A 21,767-nucleotide genomic window follows, 5' to 3' on the forward strand; every position below is an offset into this window, starting at 1 on the left:
GAGGGTTGACTTTGCCTTCATGAACTAGTTTACTAGTACGCAAGTTCACGGGATGATTCAGTAATGAACGGCGTGACAAACGAATTCAGAAAGCTTAGGTTTTAAGAACGCGCAGTTCTTATAAACACGAACTTTCCCAAACTTAAAAAGAGTGTCTGATGATGAAAACTCACATGATGGCGGTTCTCAGCTGGTGGCGTACTTCCCCTTGTCGGGCGGAGTAATCACGCATAGCTGTCATCAGACGCTGCAAGATTTCCGAAGCCCGCTTAACGCGGGCTTTTTTGTGGCCGTCTGTTTGAAAACGTTCAGAAAATTTCAGGAAGCAAAATGACTATTCAAAAACCACGTTTAGAATTGCTGACCGCACAAGGATGTTACCGCGGCGATCCAACGGCCATCTTTCATCAGCTGTGCGGCGCGCGTCCGGCGACCCTGCTGCTGGAATCCTCAGAAGTCACCAGCAAGGAAAACCTGAAGAGCCTGTTGATTGTCGACAGCGCCCTGCGCATCACCGCGCTGGGTTCCCGGGTTTCCATTCAGGCACTGACCCCGAACGGTGCGTCGTTGCTGCCGCTGATTGACAGCGCGCTGCCGTCTGAAATTCGCAATGACGTTCGCCCGAATGGCCGCGAACTGACTTTCCCGGCGATCGACCAGATGCAGGATGAAGATGCCCGTCTGCGTTCCCGCTCTGTTTTCGACGCCCTGCGCAGCATTCTGACCTCGGTAGAATCTCCGGCACACGAGCGCGAAGCGATGTTCCTCGGCGGCCTGTTTGCTTATGACCTGGTTGCCGGTTTTGAAGATTTGCCGCAGTTAGCGTCCGACCAGCGTTGCCCGGATTTCTGCTTCTATCTGGCAGAAACCCTGCTGGTGCTGGATCACCAGAACCGCACCTGCCGTTTGCAGGCCAGCCTGTTTACGCCGTCCTCTGAGGAAAAACAGCGTCTGCACGAACGTCTGGAACAGCTGCAACATCAGCTGCAATTGCCGCCACATACCATCCCGCACCAGAGCGTGCCGGAAATGCAGCTGAGCGTGAACCAGACCGATGAAGTGTTTGGTGCCGTGGTTGAGAAAATGAAAGTGGCAATCCGCGCCGGTGAAATCTTCCAGGTTGTGCCGTCACGCCGTTTCTCCCTGCCATGCCCTGCTCCACTGGCGGCCTACGAAACGCTGAAAAACAACAACCCAAGCCCGTACATGTTCTTCATGCAGGACAACGATTTCACACTGTTCGGCGCATCGCCGGAAAGCGCACTGAAATATGACGCGTCTAACCGTCAGATTGAAATTTATCCGATTGCCGGTACCCGTCCGCGCGGTCGTCGTGCTGATGGTTCACTGGATTTGGATCTCGACAGCCGCATCGAACTGGAAATGCGGACCGACCATAAAGAGCTGGCCGAGCATCTGATGCTGGTGGATTTAGCGCGTAACGATCTGGCGCGTATCTGCGAACCGGGCAGCCGTTATGTCGCTGACCTGACTAAAGTTGACCGTTACTCTTTCGTGATGCATCTGGTTTCCCGCGTTATCGGCACGCTGCGTGCCGATCTGGACGTGCTGCACGCTTATCAGGCCGTCATGAATATGGGCACGCTGACCGGCGCACCAAAAGTCCGCGCCATGCAGCTTATTTCAGCGTCTGAGCAAACACGTCGTGGCAGTTACGGCGGCGCGGTGGGCTATTTCACCGCACACGGGGATCTGGATACCTGCATCGTGATCCGCTCCGCGTATGTAGAAGACGGCATTGCAACCGTTCAGGCGGGCGGCGGCGTGGTGCTCGATTCCGTACCGCAAGCCGAAGCTGACGAAACCCGTAATAAAGCCCGTGCCGTGCTGCGTGCCATCGCCACTGCCCACAATGCGAAAGAGGTATTTTAAGATGGCCGACATTTTACTCATCGATAACGTGGATTCTTTTACGTACAACCTGGTCGATCAGCTGCGTTCCAGCGGCCATAACGTGGTGATCTACCGTAATCAGATCCCGGCTGACGTGATAATCGAAAAACTCAGCCAGCTGGAAAAACCGGTGCTGGTGCTTTCTCCGGGACCGGGCACGCCGTCAGAAGCGGGCTGTATGCCGGAACTTCTGAAACGTCTGCGCGGTCAGTTACCGATTATCGGTATCTGTCTCGGACATCAGGCGATTGTGGAAACCTACGGCGGTTTCGTCGGTCAGGCAGGTGAAATCCTGCACGGTAAAGCCTCTTCTGTTACGCATGACAACGAAGCGATGTTCGCGGGCATGAATAACCCGCTGCCGGTAGCGCGTTATCACTCGCTGGTCGGCAGTCAGATCCCTGAAGGGCTGACCGTTAACGCCCGCTTCGGCGACATGGTGATGGCAGTGCGTCACGAAGAAGATCGCGTTTGCGGCTTCCAGTTCCATCCGGAATCCATTTTAACTTCACAGGGCGCTCGTCTGCTTGAGCAGACACTGGCCTGGGCTTTGGCGTAAGGAGAACTGTCATGAAAACGCAAACTATCCCCGGCATTCTCGAAAATCTCTATCAGGCTCAGGCGATGACGCAGGAAGAAAGCCAGCAGTTATTTACCGCCATCGTGAACGGTGAGCTGGAACCCGCGCAGTTAGCGGCGGCGCTGATCAGCATGAAAGTGCGCGGCGAGCAGCCCGCTGAAATCGCCGGTGCCGCAAAAGCCTTACTGGCACACGCCGAACCGTTCCCGCGCCCTGATTATCCGTTCGCGGATATCGTCGGCACCGGCGGCGACGGTACCAACAGCATCAATATTTCCACCGCCAGCGCCTTTGTGGCCGCGGCCTGTGGCGCACGCGTGGCGAAACACGGTAACCGCAGCGTGTCCAGCCGTTCAGGTTCATCGGATCTACTGGCCGCTTTCGGCATCCGTCTGGATATGCCAGCGGAAGAATCCCGCGCGGCGCTGGACGATTTGAATGTGTGCTTCCTGTTCGCACCGCAATATCACACCGGTTTCCGCCATGCGATGCCGGTGCGTAAAGCGCTGAAAACCCGCACGCTGTTCAACGTGCTCGGCCCGCTGATTAACCCGGCGCGTCCGCCGCTGGCACTGATTGGCGTGTACAGCCCGGAACTGGTGAAGCCGATAGCAGAAACCCTGCGCGCCCTCGGTTACGAGCGTGCGGCGGTGGTTCACGGTGGTGGAATGGATGAAGTGGCGATTCACTCGGCAACACAGGTTGCTGAACTGAAAGACGGCGAAATCACCACCTATGAAGTGACACCGCAGGACTTCGGGCTGGACAATTATCCGATCGAATCCCTGCTGGGCGGCGAGCCGGAAGAAAACCGTGACATTCTGGCACGCTTATTACAAGGTAAAGGTGATCCGGCCCATGAAGCTGCGGTAGCCGTGAATGTGGCGATGTTACTGCGTCTTTTCGGTCAGGAAGATTTGAAGCAAAACGCTCAACAGGCTTTAGATGTCATGCGCAGCGGTGAACCCTACCAGCGCGTGATTGCATTGGCAGCAAGAGGATAAGTGATGCAGCAGGAAACCGTGCTCCACAAAATTGTTCGCGATAAGGAAGTTTGGGTCGCGGAACGTAAAGAACAACAACCGCTGGCCAGCTTTCAGAACGAAATAACGCAAAGCCAGCGCAGTTTTTACGACGCACTTCAGGGTGCAAGAACGGCTTTTATTCTCGAGTGCAAGCAGGCGTCGCCTTCCAAAGGAAAGATCCGCGAGAACTTTGATCCGGTAGAAATTGCCGGTGTTTACAAAAACTACGCATCGGCCATTTCCGTTCTGACGGACGAAAAATACTTCCAGGGCAGCTTTGATTTTCTGCCGCTGGTGAGCAAAACCGTCACGCAGCCGGTGTTGTGCAAAGACTTTATTATTGACCCGTATCAGATTCATCTGGCGCGCTTTTATCAGGCCGATGCCATTTTGCTGATGCTGTCCGTACTCAGCGATGAACAATACGTGCAACTCGCCGCCGTCGCGCACAGCCTGAATATGGGTGTGCTGACCGAAGCCAGTAATGAAGAAGAGCTGGAACGTGCGGTGAATCTGAAAGCGAAAGTGGTCGGTATCAATAACCGTGATCTGCGCGATTTGTCGATAGACCTCAACCGCACCCGTGAACTGGCGCCCCGCGTGCCGCACGGCGTAACGGTCATCAGCGAATCCGGCATTAATACCTACGGCCAGATCCGCGAACTCAGCCGTTTTGCTAACGGTTTCCTGATTGGCAGCGCGCTGATGTCAGAGCCCGACCTGAATACCGCCGTCAGCCGTGTGCTGCTTGGCGACAACAAAGTGTGCGGCCTGACCCGTGCGCAGGATGCGAAAGCCGCCCATGACGCCGGCGCGATTTACGGCGGGCTGATTTTTGTCGACGCCTCTCCGCGTTTCGTGACACAGCCGCAGGCGAAAGAAGTGCAAAACGGCGCACCGCTGAAATACGTCGGCGTGTTCCGCGATGCGCCACTTGCTGACGTCGCGCAAACCGCTCAGGCGCTGAATCTCACCGCCGTGCAGCTTCATGGCGATGAAGATCAGGCGTATATCGACGCCCTGCGCAGAGAGTTGCCTTCTGCGGTGCAGATCTGGAAAGCGCTGAGCGTGAAAGACACGATGCCGGCACGCAATCTGAATCACGTTGACCGTTACGTTCTCGATAACGGTAAAGGCGGAACAGGGCATCGTTTCGACTGGAGCAAACTGGCCGGACAAGACCTGAGCAATGTTCTGCTGGCCGGTGGCCTGAGCGCAGATAATTGCGTCGAGGCCGCGCAGCTCGGTTGTGCGGGTCTGGATTTCAATTCAGGCGTCGAGAGCGAACCGGGCATTAAAGATGCGGGTAAAATTACCGCCGTATTCCAGACATTGCGGGCTTATTAATTTCCCGCAGTGACGCAAAAATTGACAGACAGGATGGAATCACATGACTTTACTTAATCCCTACTTCGGCGAATTTGGCGGCCAGTACGTCCCGCAAATTCTGATGCCTGCGCTGGTGCAGCTGGAAGAAGCTTTTGTCAGCGCGCAGCGTGACCCGGCGTTTCAGGCTGAATTCATCGATTTACTGAAAAACTATGCAGGCCGTCCGACGGCGCTGACATTGTGTAAAAACCTGACCGCAGGCACTAAAACCAAGCTGTATCTCAAGCGTGAAGATCTGCTGCACGGCGGCGCGCACAAAACCAACCAGGTGCTGGGTCAGGCGTTGCTGGCAAAGCGCATGGGCAAGACCGAAATCATCGCTGAAACCGGTGCCGGTCAGCACGGTGTGGCGTCCGCTCTGGCCTGTGCCCTGCTCGGCCTGAAGTGCCGGATTTATATGGGCGCGAAAGACATTGAACGCCAGTCACCGAACGTGTTTCGTATGCGTCTGATGGGCGCTGAAGTGATCCCGGTTCACAGCGGCTCTTCCACGCTGAAAGATGCCTGTAACGAGGCATTGCGCGACTGGTCTGGCAGCTATGAAACCGCTCACTATATGCTGGGTACCGCGGCAGGTCCGCATCCTTATCCGACCATCGTGCGTGAATTCCAGCGCATGATTGGCGAAGAAACCAAAGCGCAGATGCAGGAACGCGAAGGCTGTCTGCCGGATGCGGTGATCGCCTGCGTCGGCGGTGGATCTAACGCCATCGGTATGTTTGCCGATTTCATCGATGACACCAGCGTGAAGCTGATTGGTGTTGAACCGGGTGGCCTGGGTATCGAAACCGGGCAACACGGCGCGCCGCTCAAACATGGTCACGTCGGTATCTATTTCGGGATGAAAGCCCCGATGATGCAAACCTCAGAAGGCCAGATTGAAGAATCTTATTCGATTTCTGCCGGTCTGGATTTCCCGTCTGTCGGGCCGCAGCATGCTTTCCTGAACAGCATCGGCCGCGCGGAATATGTATCGATTACCGATGACGAAGCACTGGACGCCTTTAAAGAATTGTCCCGCCATGAAGGGATTATTCCGGCACTGGAATCTTCACACGCGCTGGCTTACGCGCTGAAACTTATCAAGGAAACGCCAGAGAAAGAACAAATTCTGGTGGTGAATCTTTCTGGCCGCGGCGACAAAGATATTTTCACCGTACATGACATCCTGACTGCCCGGGGAGAAATTTAATGGAACGTTATCAGCAATTATTTAAGCGTCTGGAAAGCAAAAAAGAAGGTGCCTTTGTTCCCTTCGTGACGCTGGGTGATCCGGGCGTTGAGCTGTCCCTGTCCATCATCGATACGCTGATTGAAGCCGGTGCCGACGCGCTGGAGCTGGGCATTCCGTTCTCTGATCCGCTGGCAGACGGCCCGACGATTCAGAACGCCAACCTGCGCGCGTTTGCCGCCGGGGTGACGCCAACACAATGCTTCAATATGCTGGCGCGCATTCGCGAAAAACATCCGGATATCCCGATCGGCCTGCTGATGTACGCCAACCTGGTGTTCCATAACGGCATCGAAACTTTCTACCAGCGTTGCGCTGACGTGGGCGTGGACTCCGTGCTGGTCGCCGACGTGCCGTTTGAAGAATCGGCCCCGTTCCGCGCGGCGGCGCTGCGTCACGGCATCGCGCCGATCTTCATCTGCCCGCCGAATGCGTCAGACGATCTGCTGCGCGAGATTTCCTCTCATGGCCGCGGCTACACCTATTTGCTGTCACGCGCCGGTGTGACCGGGACGGAAAAACGCGCCCTGACGCCGCTGAATCATCTGGTGGATAAACTGCGTGAATATAACGCAGCGCCGCCTTTGCAAGGCTTCGGAATTTCTGAGCCTTCACAGGTGAAAGAAACGCTGGCCGCCGGTGCGGCGGGGGCTATTTCCGGTTCCGCGACGGTACGCATCATAGAGAATAATCAGCATCAGCCTTCAGAAATGCTGGCTCAGCTTTCCCGTTTCGTCAGTGAAATGAAAGCCGCCACCCGCGCGTAAACGCGTGCGCTTCTGCAAACAGAACCTTATTCAATGCCTGACTAAGGTTCTGTTTCTTTTAAATTCTTACGTTTTTTTTCTCCATTCGATTTGTATAAAGCCCGCCAATAATCCAAACTAAAATCACTCGGCAAATCAATAACAATACGGGTGCTCGAAGTATTGTTTGCCTGAGTCTGAATCGGGTGACTTTTGGTTTTATAACAAAGCATGGAGAGTTATTTATGAAGCTATTCAAGACATTGTCTGCTTTCTGCATGGCCGCAGTGGTCGTCATGGCCGTGGCCGCCTGCGCACCGACAAAAAAATCTGAAGGCACGGGTGGTTACATCGATGACACCGTAGTCACCACGAAAGTCAAATCCGCCCTGCTGGCCGATAAGACCATCAAATCACGGGAAATCAGCGTTGAGACCTTCAAAGGCCGCGTTCAGTTGAGTGGTTTCGTGACGTCAACGGCAGATGCAAACCGTGCGGTAGAAGTCACGCGTGGCGTGGCGGGTGTACGCTCCATCGAGAACGATATGCGACTGAAATAATCAGAGATCTTTCTGATGAAATACGAAGAGGCGCCAAAGCGCCTCTTTTTTTTGCAACGTAACAGGCAATATCAGAAACGATAGCCGACGCCAAACATAAAGACCCATGGATCAATCCGGGTGTTGATGTTTTGCTGCTCGCCGCCTGCTTTGAATTTAACTTCGGTATCGATATCCATCCACCAGACCGACATGTTGATCAGCCAGTTATCATCGAGATTGTAATCCAGGCCCGCCTGCGTGGCCACGCCCCAGGAGTCTTTTACGCTCAGATCAGAAAGCCCGGCATCGCGCCCGGTCTGGTTGAAATTCGTATCGTAGAAGGTGGTGTAGTTGATACCCAAACCGAGGTACGGACGCAGTTTGTCGCGCTTATCCCCAAAGTAGTATTGCGCCATCAATGACGGCGGCAACTGTTTCACTTCAGCAATTGTTCCGGTGCTTTTCAGACCGATTTTATGCTGGAATGGCGTCGCGGCCAGCAGTTCCATCCCGATGTTGTCGGTAAACATATAGCCGAGCGTCAAACCCATCTGCGTGTTGTTATTGATGTTAAAAGAACCCAGCCCCAGGACGTTGTCTGAACCTTCGGTTGGACGAACGGTTGCTGTCCCTACACGAACAATCACATCCCCTGCTTCATGTGCGCTCGCGATTGCCGGAAATGCCGCTGCTGCCACTAATGCCCAATATGCTGCTTTCATTGTCCCTTCCCTTTGTGTGGTTTATTTATTGGCCGCGCGAATGATACCTACTCTTTGGTACGGTTTGATCAAAGCGGGATCACATCTTTAAAACAATTTTTCATAAATTGCATCTTTCTCAATCCGATCTAAATCTCTAAAAACAAAGGAATTGATCTGCATCAAAAACGAGGGGATTTTGCTGTTTCATTAAAGCCCAAAAATTTCAGTTGCTAAAAAAAATGCCGCTGCGTAATTTGCCTGAACCCTGTTGGTTTTGGTTTGGTGCCGTAAGGAGTCGGTAGCTTCCCAAGATGAGCGAAATTAATAATCCTTGTATGACCTGTGGCGCGTGCTGCGCCTATTTCCGTGTTTCATTTTATTGGGCTGAATCTGAAGAAGCTGGCGGCGTTGTTCCGCAGGCACTGACAGAACAAGTCACGCCTTTTTTGAGCTGCATGAAAGGCACCAACAGCAAGTCGCCTCGCTGTGTGGCTCTGGAAGGGGAAGTGGGACAATCGGTTTCCTGTTCTGTTTACCTTAACCGCCCGACACCCTGCCGCGAGTTTGATCAGTCGGGGCTGAACGGTGTCGCCAATACGGCCTGCGATCGCGCACGTGCGCGTTACGGCCTGCCGCCGCTGGATGTGGATTTACCGATGATTGATGTCGGGGCTTTCACGCCAGAGCTGGCAGAGGTTCATCAGGCTGACTGACAGGAAGTCAGCGCAAAAGTATCGGCGGGGGCCTATTACAGGTTACAATCCCCGCCTTGTTATTTTTAGCTTGTGCCAAGGAGCGTCCATGTCTATCACGGCCAGTACATTGTACCGTGACAGTTATAATTTTTTGCGTAATCAGCTGAGTAGCGTTTTCGCGCTTTCCCTGCTGGCCGCATTAATTACCGTCATATTGAGCTGGATTTTAAGCCCGTCAGCCGATCAGCTTGATGCTATCGGGCAACTTATGAACAACATGGCGGGCATGAGCGTCGCCGATATGATGGGTTTCATTGAGCAACAGGTCACGCCGGAACAGCAAAGCGCCATTTTCCGCTACAGCATTGCGGCGCTGTTCTCGACGCTGGCCGGAAATGTGATTCTGGTTGGCGGGATCCTGACGCTGATCCAGCTGGTTTCACAGGGCGTGCGCGCCAGCGTAACCCAGGTGGTGACCGCTTCTTTGCCGGTGTTGCCGCGCTTAATTCTTTTGCTGTTCGTCTTCAGCGTGATGTTCCGTCTCGGTCTGGCGCTGCTTTTCGTGCCTGCGTTTCTGATTGCCATTGCCTGGTCAATGTCGCCAATCATCGCCTGTAAAGAGCAGGTCGGGATGTTTAAAGCCATGCGTCTGAGCACCCGTCTGGCCTTCAGCCATGTGCGCCTGGTTGCGCCGGGTGTTTTGATGTGGATTCTGGCGCAGGTGGTTCTGATGCTTTTCGTCGGCGCGTTAAGTGCGTTGAATCCGATGATAAGCGCGGTGATTTTCGGCGCACTCAGCAATGTCATCACGGCATTTATCCTGATTTATCTGTTCCGTCTTTACATGAAATTACATGTTTAATAGTGACATAACTTTTTCAGGGGCGCTCCGGCGCCCTTTTCTTTTGTCCGGTAAATGATTCCGGTATAGTCATCCCATACATAAAACATGGAATGAAGTATGAAGCAGCTCCTCGATTTTCTTCCCCTGATTGTCTTTTTTGTGGTTTATAAGCTTTACGACATTTTTGTCGCATCAGGCGCGTTGATCGCTGCCACTGCGCTGGCGTTAGTCATCACCTGGGTGATGTATCGCAAAATTGAGAAAATGACGTTAATCACCTTCGCCATGGTGGCTGTTTTTGGCACCCTGACGCTGGTCTTCCATAATGATGAATTCATTAAATGGAAAGTCACCGTCATTTACGTTCTGTTCTCCGGCGCTTTACTGATAAGCCAGCTGGTTCTGAAAAAGCCTCTGATTCAGCGCATGTTGGGCAAAGAGCTGACGCTTCCCGACCACGTCTGGAATAAGCTGAATGTCAGCTGGGCGATTTTCTTCCTGCTGTGCGGTCTGGCAAATATCTACGTGGCTTTCTGGCTGCCACAGAATGTCTGGGTTAACTTCAAAGTGTTCGGACTTACCGTTCTGACGCTGGTCTTCACGCTACTCAGCGGCATCTATATTTACCGGCATATGCCGGATGATGAAAAAAAATAAGCATTCTTCTGCACGGGCCTTCTTTTGAAGGCCTTCGTTGTTTTGAATAAAACATTGATCACTGTGAAGCAATCAAACATGAACGAAAAACAGAGTTTACCCAATGGTGAAATGGTATTGCGTACGCTGGCCATGCCGGCGGACACCAATGCAAACGGCGATATCTTTGGCGGATGGCTGATGTCACAGATGGACATGGGCGGCGCGATCCAGGCGAAGGAAATCGCTAAAGGCCGCGTAGTGACCGTTCGTGTGGACGGCATGACGTTCCTCAAGCCGGTCGCTGTGGGTGATGTGGTGTGTTGTTATGCACGCTGTATTCGTACCGGCAACAGCTCGATCACCATCAACGTTGAAGTGTGGGTGAAGAAGGTCTCCTCTGAGCCTATCGGACAGCGCTACAGGGCCACTGAAGCAGTGTTCACGTACGTTGCGGTGGATGAATCTGGAAAATCGCGCCAGTTGCCTGACGGACGCAGCAATTTCAGTGTTGATTCTGGTGGTGTTTCTCAGGATTAAACAGAACGCGGCAGTATGAAAGACAAAGGTCGCCCTGAAGGCGACCTTTTTATGGAGCAAGGGGCACGATGCCGCTTTATTCGACGGTGGTGCCGCCTTTGATTTTGAACACCAGGTTAACCACTAAGTTGCTGGCGGCCTTCGGTTCGTAACGCCATTTCCCCATTGCCTGTTTCACTTCACGCTCAAACATGTTGCGCGGCTCTGCGGAAAGTACGCGGATATTTTGTACGCGGCCATCACCGTCGACATCAAACTGCACACGGACACGTCCTTCGATACGCAGCGCCAGCGCACGCGCCGGATACATCGGTTCACCACGTTGCAGCGGTCGCGGCCCGGTGTTGCTCTGGGCATTGGTGGACGCAGGTGGCTGGCTCACTGGCTTCGTGACCGGCTGATTGCTGGTGACGGGCGCGGTTTGTACCGTTTGCGTTGGTTTTTCCACCGGACGTTCAACCGGTTTCACTTTTGGCTTCACGACTGGTTTTTTCACCGGCTTAGGTTTAGGCTTCGGCGGTTCCGGGATCACAACCGCTTCCGGCGGCGGCGGAGGCTCTGGCACCACTTCCGGTTCAGGCTCAGGTTCCGGCGGTGCTGGCTCAGGCTGTGGCGGCGGCGGAGGTGGCGCAAAGTCAGCCGGGTTGACCATCGTCACACTCATGACTTTTTGTTCCTGCGTCGGCAACTTGATTGACTCACCGACTGCCATGTACAAAACACCCGCAATAACAGCAATGTGCAAAGTGACAGAAAGAACGGCAGGCAATGTAACCTTGCGGATAAATCTAAACTTTTTTAGCGGCATAATGATTCATTTTCCCCGTGAAGCCGCAAGTTTAAATGTAAATAGCAATCATATTCAACACCGAGATGGCAACTATTCTCAAATAACCTTTGCTTTGATCCCACGCAAAGCACTTTCCCCGGGCTTCAGGTTTAGCTATGTTAATTCTGCAAAATGATCTGACTGCCGATGGCGGCCTGAAATTGCTCAATAAAAACCCATTAAAGGTGACTCATGCTTTACGTTATTTATTCTGAAGACGTTTCCGACTCACTGGAAAAACGCACACTTGCGCGCCCGGCGCACATCGAACGTCTGAAAAAATTGCAGGAACAAGGCCGCGTCCTGATTGGCGGCCCGACACCGGCCATCGACAGCGAAGACCCGGGCGCTGCGGGAATGACCGGTTCCCTGCTGGTCGTCGAATTTGAAACTCTTGAAGCCGCCAAAGTGTGGGCTGACGCTGATCCGTATGTCGCCGCAGGTGTTTATAAAGCGGTGACGGTGAAACCGTTCAAACGCGTATTCTGATTTCCGACGGGCAGTCTCATGCTGCCCGCCTTTTGCTTATCTGCACTTCATCTCTGCCTCGGCCCTTGTTTTAAGCAACTTTACTTTTGCTTACAGCAATTGATTGTCTAAATATCCGGTTACCTGAACATTCACTGCATCACTTATTAATAAATACCGCGCGGAGAGCCCGATATGCAATGTCCTGTATGCAAAGAAAGTCAGCTGGTTATGTCAGAACGTCAGGGTATAGAAATCGACTATTGCCCGGATTGCCGTGGCGTCTGGCTTGACCGGGGAGAGCTGGATAAAATCATCGAGAAATCCGCCGTGATCCAGCAGACGGAACGTCCTTCCGCACCACGCTATGCAGAAGCCGCACGCCGCGACGATCACCGTCATCACAGCGGGCATGACAATCGCGACCATTATTCCTCACAAAAACCGTATAAAAAGAAGAGTTTTCTTTCAGAGCTTTTCGACTGAATAACGGGAAGCGCGCGCCGTAGCAGAAACGCTCTGGCGCCATTTCTCCAAAGCCGTCACATTGCTTTCATCCGTTGTGTGTTAGGATGACTACCCCTGCCCACGAGGTAAGCACTATGTCATTCTTCGACGGATTGAAGTTTCTAACCAGTACGACCACGAAGGTCACCTGCCCGGAATGCGGTTACGTTTCTGAACAGATGAGCGCAAAAGTGCGCAAAAACTCCACGCTGGTTTGTAAAAAATGTGGCGCGCTGTTTCAGCCTAAATCCCGCTAATCACGCATTCCATTCGTAGTTCACGGCATACAATGACAAACGCTGATGTTGCTGATGATGAATCTGACGAATTCGGTAGATGTGACGATAGCGTCTCGACTGACCTTCCAGCCAGCGGCTTCTCCGGCGCTGAGTCTGGCGTAACATGCGCCAGCGGCCGACTTCATTTTTACTGCGTTTCATTCACCTGTGTCCCGTGATGACCGTTATTAACGGAAGCGTTTCTTAGCCGGAAAATTTCTCATCGTAAAAAACTGCGGGGACATTATAGGCCGATGACGTTGTGATCCAAGTCTTGTTTTTCCCTTATTCAGCGTTATCAGCTAACCTTGATGTCAGGACAGTGAAACTTTTATTAATCGGATACATATTTAAGAGGTAGCTGATTGATTGGTGGGATAAAGTTGGTTAAAAGTCCCCCTCTTTCCCGTACACTCACTTCGACAGCTTGCGAACAGGATTTTTCGCCTTTATGACAACATTTTATACGGTAATCAGCGGACTTCTGGTTTTCGGTTACTGGTTACTGATTGCCGGCGTGACCTTGCGTATTTTGATGAAACGCCGCGCGGTGCCTTCCGCCATGGCGTGGCTGCTGATTATTTACATCATTCCGCTGGTCGGTATTATTGCCTATCTCTCATTCGGTGAACTGCATTTAGGTAAACGCCGCGCCGAGCGCGCAAAAGCCATGTGGCCTTCAACGGCGCGGTGGCTGAACGATCTCAAAGACTGCAAACGTATTTTTGCCACTGAAAACAGCGAAATCGCCGCGTCGCTTTTCCAGCTCTGCGAACGCCGCCAGGGCATTGCGGGCGTCAAAGGCAATCAGTTGCAATTGCTGACCACCAGTGACGACGTGCTCAAAGCCATGATGCGCGATATCGGGCTGGCACGCAGTAATATCGAGATGGTGTTTTACATCTGGCAGCCCGGCGGGCTGGTAGATCAGGTTGCAGAATCGCTGATGGCCGCATCCCGTCGCGGTATCCACTGTCGTCTGATGCTGGATTCCGCAGGCAGCGTGGCGTTCTTCCGCAGCCCTTATCCGGCCATGATGCGCAATGCCGGTATTGAAGTTGTGGAAGCGTTGCAGGTGAACCTTTTCCGCGTGTTCCTGCGCCGTATGGACTTACGTCAGCACCGTAAAGTCGTGCTCATCGACAACTATGTTGCTTATACCGGCAGCATGAATATGGTCGATCCGCGTTTCTTTAAACAAAATGCCGGCGTGGGTCAGTGGGTTGACCTGATGGCGCGTATGGAAGGCCCGGTCGCCACTACAATGGGTATTGTGTATTCCTGCGACTGGGAAATTGAGACCGGGAAACGTATTCTGCCGCCGGAACCTGACCTGAATCAGATGCCGTTCGAGCAGGAAAGCGGCCATACCATTCAGGTGATCGCCTCCGGGCCGGGCTTCCCGGAAGATATGATCCACCAGGCATTGCTGACCGCTACCTATTCTGCCCGCGAGCAGCTGGTGATGACCACGCCGTATCTGGTGCCAAGCGATGACCTGCTGCATGCCATCTGCACGGCGGCACAGCGTGGAGTCGATGTCAGTATCATTCTGCCAATGAAAAATGATTCGATGATGGTGGACTGGGCGAGCAAAGCTTTCTTTGGCGAGTTGCTGGAGGCTGGCGTAAAAATCTATCAGTTTGAAGATGGCCTGCTGCATACCAAAAGCATTCTGGTCGACGGTCAGCTCAGTCTGGTCGGCACCGTGAATCTCGATATGCGCAGCCTGTGGCTGAATTTTGAGATAACACTGGTCATTGATGACGCCGGATTCGGTGACGACCTGGGCCGTGTGCAGGAAGATTACATTGCCCGCTCTCATCTGCTGGATGTTGAAGCCTGGCTTAAGCGCCCGTTCTGGCATCGCATCGTCGAACGTTTGTTCTACTTTTTCAGTCCGCTGCTGTAAAAGCCGCGTCGGGCGTGATGTAATACACGCAGTACCGGCTTGCATAAGCCTGAACACATTCATCTGTAAACGAGAATTAATATGGACCTGAATAATCGCCTGACCGAAGACGAAACGCTTGAACAAGCCTATGACATCTTTCTGGAGCTGGCCGGAGACAACCTGGATCCTGCAGATATCCTGATCTTCAATCTGCAATTTGAAGAACGCGGCGGCGCTGAATTATATGATCCGGCGGAAGACTGGGTTGAGCATGTTGATTTCGACTTAAACCCGGATTTCTTCGCTGAAGTCGTCATCGGTCTGGCCGATGCGGAAGACCAGCCGATTAATGATATTTTCGCACGTGTATTATTGTGCCGTGAGAAAGATCACAAGCTGTGTCACATCCTCTGGAAAGAATAATCTCACCCGTCATCCTTTAAGCTGTCCCTGCGCTGGCTGCCTTCATTCACCCCGGTCACATACTTGTGTATGCTGCCGGGGATTTATTCAGTTGCCGCCTTGATACAGCTCGAATGATTTAGGGTTAGTTGAATGTTGAAAAAGAAAAACCTGCCAATGGCAGGTTTTTTTATGCTTCAGGTTTACCGCACGTTAATCAGAGCGGATCAACTTTCAGGCAGGAAACCGCATGGCGGAAACTCCCTTCCAGCAACGGGCGGGTTATCGCACATTCCGGCCCGGCAATCGGGCAGCGCGTACGGAACACGCAACCTGATGGCGGGTTGATCGGCGAAGGTAACTCCCCTTCAAGCAGCTGAATGGTTTTGTTGCGCTCTTTGTCCGGGTCCGGAACCGGCACCGCAGACATCAGCGCGCGAGTATACGGATGCTGAGGATTGTTATACACCTCGTCATACGTACCCAGCTCAACCGCGTGGCCCAGATACATCACCAGAACACGGTCAGAAATGTGTTTAACCACCGCCAGATCGTGCGCGATGAAAATCAGTGACAGGCCCATTTCACGCTGCAATTGCTGCAACAGGTTGACGACCTGTGCCTGAATAGAAACGTCCAGCGCTGAAACCGGTTCGTCACAGATAATCAGTTTTGGCTCAAGGATCAGCGCGCGGGCAATACCGATACGCTGGCACTGGCCGCCCGAAAATTCGTGAGGGTAACGGTTGATCAGGTTAGGCAACAGCCCGACCTTCAGCATCATCGCCTTCACTTTTTCTTTCACCTCGGAACGAGGCATTTTCGGGTTATAGGTTTTCAGCGGCTCAGCGATGATTTCGCCGATAGTCATACGCGGATTCAGGGACGCCAGCGGATCCTGGAAAATCATCTGGATATCGCTGCGCGTGTGACGCCATTCGCTGTCAGACATGTTCAGCAGATCTTTGCCCAACCAGGCCACCCGCCCGTCTGTGGCTTTAACCAGGCCAATCAGTGCGCGGGCAAACGTCGATTTGCCGCAACCCGATTCGCCTACCACGCCCAGCGTTTCGCCTTCGTAAAGACGCAGCGTCACGCCGTCTACTGCTTTCAGCGTTTTGGACGGTTGCCAGAACCATTGTTTGCCGTCTTTGATGTCGAAATGGACTTTAAGATCCGCCACTTCGAGCAGAACTTTTTTCTCGGGCGCGAACGAATTCATAGCCGCACTGTTCATTACTGTGTTGTCTGTCATATCAGTTCCTCCAGCGGCTTGTAGCAGGCACGTAAGCGACCATCACCGAAACGCTCAAGCGGCGGTGCAGAGGCACAAATATCCATGGCATGCGGGCAACGTGGCTGGAACGGGCAGCCTTTTGGCAGACGCAGCAGGTTTGGCGGATTTCCCGGAATGGTCAGCATCGCACCCCCCTCGGCATCCAGACGCGGAACTGCATTGAGCAGGCCGATGGAATACGGATGGCAAGGCTCGTAGAAGACATCGCGTGCGCGGCCATATTCCATGGTACGACCGGCGTACATCACCAGCACTTTGTCGCAAATACCGGCGACCACACCCAGATCATGGGTAATCATGATAATGGCAGTATTAAACTCAGCTTTCAGCTCATTGAGTAACGTCATGATCTGCGCCTGAACGGTCACATCCAGTGCCGTGGTTGGCTCATCGGCAATCAGCAATTTCGGACGACACAGCAAGGCCATCGCAATCATCACGCGCTGGCGCATGCCACCGGAGAATTCATGCGGGTACATTTTCATGCGCTTGCGGGCTTCCGGCATTTTTACAGCGTCCAGCATGCGCACGGACTCTTCAAACGCTTCACGCTTGCTAAGTTTTTTATGCAGGATCAGGACTTCCATCAGCTGTTCCCCAACGCGCATGTACGGGTTGAGGGACGTCATCGGATCCTGGAAAATCATCGAAATCTGTTCTGCACGCAGCTTGTTCAACTGGTTTTGTGGCAGGTTCAGGATCTCTCGACCGTTGAATTTCGCCGTCCCGCCGATGCGGCCGTTGCTGGCCAGCAACCCCATCAGGGCGAAGGCAGTCTGGGATTTACCGGAACCAGATTCCCCGACAATACCGAGTGTTTCACCAGCACGCAGATCGAAGTTAAGGTCGTTAACGGCGGTAACATCACCGTCCGGTGTCGCGAAGGTCACGCGCAGGTCTTTGACATCTAAAAGAATCGGCGACGCTGTGCCCTCAGTTGCGGCAGGTGCTGCAAATGTGGAATGTTCAATTGTGCTCATGGTCGCACTCCTTAACGATCTTTCGGGTCGAGGGCATCACGCAGGCCATCGCCGATAAAATTGAAACAGAACAGAGTGACAACCAGGAAACCTGCCGGGAACAGCAGCAACCAAGGTGAAACTTCCATCGAGTTGGCGCCGTCGCTCAGCAACGCGCCCCAGCTGCTCAGTGGCTCCTGCGTACCCAAACCTAAGAAGCTCAGGAAGGATTCGAACAGGATCATGCTTGGAACCAGCAGTGACGCATACACCACCACGACACCCAGCACGTTAGGGACGATGTGACGCAAAACGATATTGCGCGTGTTCACACCACTCACCAGCGCAGCTTCGATGAATTCTTTGCGTTTCAGGCTGAGGGTCTGACCGCGAACAATACGCGCCATGTCCAGCCAGGACACCATCCCGATTGCCACGAAGATCAACAGGATATTCTGCCCGAAGAACGTTACCAGCAGGATAACGAAGAACATGAACGGGAAGGAGTTAAGGATTTCCAGCAGGCGCATCATGGCGGAGTCGATTTTACCGCCCAGATAGCCGGACAAAGATCCGTACAGCGTACCGAGGATCACCGCCACCAGGGCCGCAGCCACACCGACCATCAAGGAAATGCGCCCGCCGATAGCCACACGCACCAGCAAATCACGGCCAGAAGAATCGGTGCCGAAATAGTGATGAGAGGCGAAATCAGGCGCGCCAGACATCATGTTCCAGTCAGTATCGTCGTAGGCAAACTGTGACAACATCGGCGCAAACGTAACGAAAAGTGCGATAAAGGCCAACACAATCAGGCTGGTGACCGCAGCGCGGTTATGCATAAACCGGCGTCGCGCGTCCTGCCACAAACTGCGGCCTTCAACTTCCAGCTTTTCGCTGAAGTTTTCGACGACGTCGCTATTTTTTTTACTTAAGATCATTGACGTACTCCGGCATTAATAACGGATTTTCGGGTCGATGACGGCGTACAGCACGTCGACGATTGCATTGAACAGAATGGTCAATGCGCCCACCAAAATGGTCAGGCTGAGAACCAGCGAGTAGTCACGGTTTAATGCTCCGTTAACAAACAGCTGGCCGATGCCCGGCAATCCGAAAATGCTCTCGATAACCATAGAACCGGTGATGATCCCAACAAAAGCTGGCCCCATATAGGACAGTACCGGCAGCAGCGCGGGCTTCAGTGCGTGACGCAGAATAATGCGACGCAGCGGTAAACCTTTGGCGCGAGCCGTACGGATGAAGTTGGAGTGCAGAATTTCAATCATAGAACCGCGGGTGATACGCGCGATACTGGCAATATACGCCAGTGAGAGTGCGACCATCGGCAGGATCATGTATTTCGCTCCGCCGCCATTCCAGCCCCCGCCCGGCAGCCATTTCAGGGTAATCGCAAATATCAGCACCAGTAACGGCGCAACCACGAAACTGGGAATAACTACCCCGGTCATCGCCACGCCCATCACGGTATAATCCCATTTCGTGTTTTGATTCAGCGCAGCAACAACACCCGCCGACACACCAAAGAAAATCGCCATGATAAATGCCGCCAGCCCGAGTTTCGCTGAAACCGGGAACGAGGCCGCAACCAGATCATTAACGGTGTAATCCTTGTATTTGAACGACGGGCCGAAATCACCTTTCGCCAGCTGTTCTAAGTAGTGGAAATACTGCTTATACATCGGGTCATTGAGGTGATATTTCGCCTCAATGTTCGCCATCACTTCTGGCGGAAGATTACGCTCACCCGTAAAAGGGCTGCCCGGTGCGAGACGCATCATAAAAAACGAAATGGTGATCAGAATGAATAGCGTCGGAATCGCTTCCAGACAGCGGCGTAAAATAAACTTTAACATTGCCCGTACCTGTTTCTAAGCCTGTCACTACAGCTTGATAGTTTATGGCTTGATCACGACGGCCATCGGGTGATTACCGTCATGGTGGCTCTTTGCTTCAGCACGAAAATTTCGCGCTAAAAACTTTACCTTCATCAAAATACAACGAGCAGGGCAGCTCGGGGATGCCCTGCTCTGCACTATTTAATTAGTGTTTGATGATGTACAGATCTTTCACGTAGACGTTGTCTTGTGGATCTTTACCGGTGTAACCACCGACGTAAGGTTTCACCAGACGGGCGTTCACGTAGTAATAAACAGGCACGATAGCAGAGTCTTTATCCAGCTGAGCTTCCGCTTTCTGATACAGCGCAGCGCGTTCTTCGTCAGTTTTCACATTCAGAGTATCAGCGATGTCTTTATCAAACGCCGGGCTCTTATAGTGCGCAGTGTTGTTGCTGCTGTCAGACAACATGGTGTTCAGGAAGGAAGAAGGTTCGTTGTAATCAGAGCACCAGCCTGCACGTGCAACGTCGAAGTTGCCCTGATGGCGGCTGTCGAGGAAGGTTTTCCATTCCTGGTTGACCAGTTTAACGTCAACGCCCAGGTTTTTCTTCCAGATAGCGGCAGCAGCGATAGCCAGTTTTTTGTGCAGATCAGAGGTGTTGTACAGCAGATCAAACGTCAGAGGCTTAGCGGAAGTGTAACCTGCTTCGGCCAGCAGTTTTTTCGCCTGCTCGTTACGTTGTTCCTGCGTTTCTTTGAACCAGGCCGGAGGCGTCAGTTTTGCGCCATCGGTGTAAGGCGGTGTGTAGCCGTACGCTGGCAGATCGCCCTGCGCTTTCACTTTGTTCACGATGATGTCGCGATCCAGACCCAGTTTCAAAGCTTCACGAACGCGGGAATCGGTGAATGGCGCTTTCTGGTTGTTGATTTCGTAGTAGTAAGTACACAGATACGGGTCAACATGAACCTCAGCCGGGATTTCTTTTTTCAGTTTCTGGAACAGTTCGATCGGCATGTTGTTGTAAGTCATGTCGATTTCGCCGCTGCGGTAGCGGTTTACGTCTGTCACTTCAGAAGAGATTGGCAGGTAAGTCACCTGGTTGATCACAGTTTTCGCGTTGTCCCAGTAAGTCGGGCTACGTTCCAGAACGATACGTTCGTTGACGGTCCAGGCTTTCAGGGTGTACGCGCCGTTGCTCACATAATTTTCAGGCTGAGTCCATTTGTCGCCAAATTTCTCAACCACTTTTTTGTTTACCGGCTTCATCGCGGTGTGAGACAGCATTTTTACGAAATACGGAACAGGTTCGGTCAGTGTCACTTGCAGGGTATGGTCATCAATCGCCTTCACACCCAAGGTATCAGGGCTTTTTTTGCCGCTGATGATGTCATCGATGTTTTCGATGTGACCGTATTGCAGATAGCTCTCATATGGAGAAGCGGTTTTCGGGTCAGCCAGGCGCTGCCAGCTGTAAACGAAATCTTCTGCAGTGACAGGATCGCCATTTGACCATTTAGCTTCCGGACGCAGGTGGAAGGTCCAGACTTTAAAATCTTTGTTATCCCAGCTGGTTGCTACGCCGGGGATTACGCTGCCGTCTTTGCTGTCGGTATTAACTAGGCCTTCAAGCAGGTCACGGATTACGTTTGATTCCGGCACGCCTTCAACTTTATGCGGGTCAAGTGACTGAACTTCAGAACCGTTATTACGCACCAGTTCTTGTTTAGCCGCCAGAGTTACGCCGGCAGGCACATTGGCCGCAACTGCGTTATTGATAGAAATTGTTCCCACCGCAGCCATGATGCATGCAGCCAGCAGATTTTTTTTTGTGATGTTGGTCATTTTTATTTAACTCCAATTTTTATTATGAACTTGCACGCCCGGGTGCAAGATAAACCCTTGCTGGGTCAATGGGTTTCAAAAGCAGGAACGAATTGCTCGAGAAAGGCCCCCCATGTAGTACCACCCGCAGATGGCTGTCCCCTATTACTGCATGTTGCTACATCTCAGGTTTGATGAAACGTCAGGCTGTATTCGCCGTGCGGTTTCCGGGATCGTTAAGGATGATCCCACTCCATTTGATAACCCCGTACGTAACTTCACAATGTTCAGTCGCACACCAGGCAATCACATTCTGTTATTTCTGTACTTCACCCGATTATTTTCTTTTAACCCGGATTAAGGCGATAGAAAATCCGTCGCAGTTAAGCGCTGTCATTCATTTTAATCAGAAGAAGTACTGAAGATTTGTTTTGTTGAATCGGGAGAGTCAACGCAAGGTTGTTAATTGTCGTCATCTCAATGCCTGACTTTCTTTTCACGGAAAGCGAGCGAGGATAATTTTGTGATACGCATGATGACACGACACTCTCCAAAACAAATGAAATTGCTTCAATCTCTCTACGCCTGGCAAGATTCATTCTC

At 52.6% G+C, this 21,767-nt stretch carries 22 protein-coding genes, 1 pseudogene and 1 other annotated feature; of the genes and pseudogenes, 15 read left to right on the plus strand and 8 right to left on the minus strand.

Annotated elements, in window-relative coordinates:
- The first annotated feature begins 185 nt into the window (after positions 1-185).
- Positions 186-288, plus strand: a sequence feature (Trp leader region).
- Positions 289-330: 42 nt separating this feature from the next.
- From J8X26_RS06330 to J8X26_RS06360, 6 genes and pseudogenes are all read left to right on the plus strand, one after another.
- Positions 331-1,893 (plus strand): anthranilate synthase component 1, encoded by a 1,563-nt coding sequence (locus J8X26_RS06330; RefSeq protein ID WP_165057133.1) that lies wholly within the window; start codon positions 331-333, stop codon positions 1,891-1,893.
- Position 1,894: 1 nt separating this feature from the next.
- A pseudogene (gene trpD, locus J8X26_RS27620) lies at positions 1,895-3,498 on the plus strand (bifunctional anthranilate synthase glutamate amidotransferase component TrpG/anthranilate phosphoribosyltransferase TrpD).
- Positions 3,499-3,501: 3 nt separating this feature from the next.
- A complete protein-coding gene (gene trpCF / locus J8X26_RS06345) occupies positions 3,502-4,866 on the plus strand; it encodes a bifunctional indole-3-glycerol-phosphate synthase TrpC/phosphoribosylanthranilate isomerase TrpF (RefSeq protein WP_208950465.1) in 1,365 nt (454 codons plus the stop codon).
- Between the two features lie 43 nt (positions 4,867-4,909).
- Complete coding sequence (gene trpB, locus J8X26_RS06350; RefSeq protein ID WP_152325927.1) at positions 4,910-6,100, plus strand: tryptophan synthase subunit beta; 1,191 nt, start codon at positions 4,910-4,912, stop codon at positions 6,098-6,100.
- Complete coding sequence (gene trpA / locus J8X26_RS06355) at positions 6,100-6,906, plus strand: tryptophan synthase subunit alpha (protein WP_165057130.1); 807 nt, start codon at positions 6,100-6,102, stop codon at positions 6,904-6,906. Before trpB ends, trpA begins: the two co-directional genes overlap by 1 nt.
- A 224-nt stretch (positions 6,907-7,130) precedes the next feature.
- Positions 7,131-7,445 carry a BON domain-containing protein gene (locus J8X26_RS06360; protein WP_152325925.1) on the plus strand — a complete coding sequence of 105 codons (315 nt, stop codon included), beginning with the start codon at positions 7,131-7,133 and terminating at the stop codon, positions 7,443-7,445.
- Positions 7,446-7,516: 71 nt separating this feature from the next.
- Here J8X26_RS06360 and ompW read toward each other — a convergent pair whose 3' ends face one another.
- Complete coding sequence (gene ompW / locus J8X26_RS06365; RefSeq protein ID WP_152325924.1) at positions 7,517-8,149, minus strand: outer membrane protein OmpW; 633 nt, start codon at positions 8,147-8,149, stop codon at positions 7,517-7,519.
- Between the two features lie 293 nt (positions 8,150-8,442).
- Here ompW and J8X26_RS06370 point away from each other — a divergent pair, with 293 nt between their 5' ends.
- From J8X26_RS06370 to yciA, 4 genes are all read left to right on the plus strand, one after another.
- Positions 8,443-8,844 (plus strand): YkgJ family cysteine cluster protein, encoded by a 402-nt coding sequence (locus J8X26_RS06370; RefSeq protein WP_152325923.1) that lies wholly within the window; start codon positions 8,443-8,445, stop codon positions 8,842-8,844.
- Between the two features lie 88 nt (positions 8,845-8,932).
- Complete coding sequence (locus tag J8X26_RS06375; RefSeq protein WP_152325922.1) at positions 8,933-9,688, plus strand: YciC family protein; 756 nt, start codon at positions 8,933-8,935, stop codon at positions 9,686-9,688.
- Between the two features lie 99 nt (positions 9,689-9,787).
- Positions 9,788-10,327 (plus strand): septation protein A, encoded by a 540-nt coding sequence (locus J8X26_RS06380; RefSeq protein ID WP_208950466.1) that lies wholly within the window; start codon positions 9,788-9,790, stop codon positions 10,325-10,327.
- Positions 10,328-10,405: 78 nt separating this feature from the next.
- Positions 10,406-10,846, plus strand: a complete 441-nt coding sequence (gene yciA / locus J8X26_RS06385; RefSeq protein WP_104921632.1) for an acyl-CoA thioester hydrolase YciA — start codon at positions 10,406-10,408, stop codon at positions 10,844-10,846.
- A gap of 76 nt (positions 10,847-10,922) precedes the next feature.
- Here the strand turns inward: yciA and J8X26_RS06390 are convergent, their stop codons facing one another.
- Complete coding sequence (locus J8X26_RS06390; protein WP_165057122.1) at positions 10,923-11,654, minus strand: energy transducer TonB; 732 nt, start codon at positions 11,652-11,654, stop codon at positions 10,923-10,925.
- Positions 11,655-11,867: 213 nt separating this feature from the next.
- Between J8X26_RS06390 and J8X26_RS06395 the strand changes: the two genes are divergently transcribed.
- The 3 genes from J8X26_RS06395 to J8X26_RS06405 all read left to right on the plus strand — a co-directional run bounded on the left by J8X26_RS06395 (position 11,868) and on the right by J8X26_RS06405 (position 12,907).
- Entirely contained in the window at positions 11,868-12,164 is a 297-nt protein-coding gene (locus J8X26_RS06395) for a YciI family protein (protein ID WP_152325919.1), read from the plus strand.
- A 174-nt stretch (positions 12,165-12,338) separates the two neighbouring features.
- Positions 12,339-12,629 carry a zf-TFIIB domain-containing protein gene (locus J8X26_RS06400; protein ID WP_152325918.1) on the plus strand — a complete coding sequence of 97 codons (291 nt, stop codon included), beginning with the start codon at positions 12,339-12,341 and terminating at the stop codon, positions 12,627-12,629.
- A 116-nt stretch (positions 12,630-12,745) separates the two neighbouring features.
- Positions 12,746-12,907 carry a YnfU family zinc-binding protein gene (locus J8X26_RS06405; RefSeq protein ID WP_015697086.1) on the plus strand — a complete coding sequence of 54 codons (162 nt, stop codon included), beginning with the start codon at positions 12,746-12,748 and terminating at the stop codon, positions 12,905-12,907.
- Here the strand turns inward: J8X26_RS06405 and J8X26_RS06410 are convergent, their stop codons facing one another.
- Positions 12,908-13,090 carry a YciY family protein gene (locus J8X26_RS06410; RefSeq protein WP_015697085.1) on the minus strand — a complete coding sequence of 61 codons (183 nt, stop codon included), beginning with the start codon at positions 13,088-13,090 and terminating at the stop codon, positions 12,908-12,910.
- Between the two features lie 289 nt (positions 13,091-13,379).
- Between J8X26_RS06410 and cls the strand changes: the two genes are divergently transcribed.
- A complete protein-coding gene (cls, locus tag J8X26_RS06415) occupies positions 13,380-14,840 on the plus strand; it encodes a cardiolipin synthase (RefSeq protein WP_152325917.1) in 1,461 nt (486 codons plus the stop codon).
- A gap of 75 nt (positions 14,841-14,915) precedes the next feature.
- On the plus strand, positions 14,916-15,245 hold the full coding sequence (locus J8X26_RS06420; RefSeq protein WP_195812954.1) for an HI1450 family dsDNA-mimic protein: 330 nt from the start codon (positions 14,916-14,918) through the stop codon (positions 15,243-15,245).
- A gap of 196 nt (positions 15,246-15,441) precedes the next feature.
- On the opposite strand, the gene oppF is transcribed toward J8X26_RS06420, so the two are convergent.
- From oppF to oppA, 5 genes are all read right to left on the minus strand, one after another.
- Positions 15,442-16,446: a murein tripeptide/oligopeptide ABC transporter ATP binding protein OppF gene (oppF, locus tag J8X26_RS06425; protein ID WP_208950472.1), complete on the minus strand. Its 1,005-nt coding sequence runs from the start codon at positions 16,444-16,446 to the stop codon at positions 15,442-15,444.
- Positions 16,447-16,475: 29 nt separating this feature from the next.
- Entirely contained in the window at positions 16,476-17,501 is a 1,026-nt protein-coding gene (locus tag J8X26_RS06430; RefSeq protein WP_208950467.1) for an ABC transporter ATP-binding protein, read from the minus strand.
- A gap of 11 nt (positions 17,502-17,512) precedes the next feature.
- Positions 17,513-18,421: an oligopeptide ABC transporter permease OppC gene (gene oppC / locus J8X26_RS06435; RefSeq protein WP_152325915.1), complete on the minus strand. Its 909-nt coding sequence runs from the start codon at positions 18,419-18,421 to the stop codon at positions 17,513-17,515.
- A 15-nt stretch (positions 18,422-18,436) separates the two neighbouring features.
- A complete protein-coding gene (gene oppB / locus J8X26_RS06440; protein WP_152325914.1) occupies positions 18,437-19,357 on the minus strand; it encodes an oligopeptide ABC transporter permease OppB in 921 nt (306 codons plus the stop codon).
- Between the two features lie 187 nt (positions 19,358-19,544).
- The gene (gene oppA / locus J8X26_RS06445; protein ID WP_152325913.1) at positions 19,545-21,185 is read right to left on the minus strand and encodes an oligopeptide ABC transporter substrate-binding protein OppA; all 1,641 of its coding nucleotides are present in this window, start codon (positions 21,183-21,185) and stop codon (positions 19,545-19,547) included.
- Between the last annotated feature and the right edge of the window lie 582 nt (positions 21,186-21,767).

Origin of the sequence: Rahnella sp. ChDrAdgB13, from assembly GCF_017655185.1 — a bacterium.
Classification (GTDB): domain Bacteria; phylum Pseudomonadota; class Gammaproteobacteria; order Enterobacterales; family Enterobacteriaceae; genus Rahnella; species Rahnella contaminans.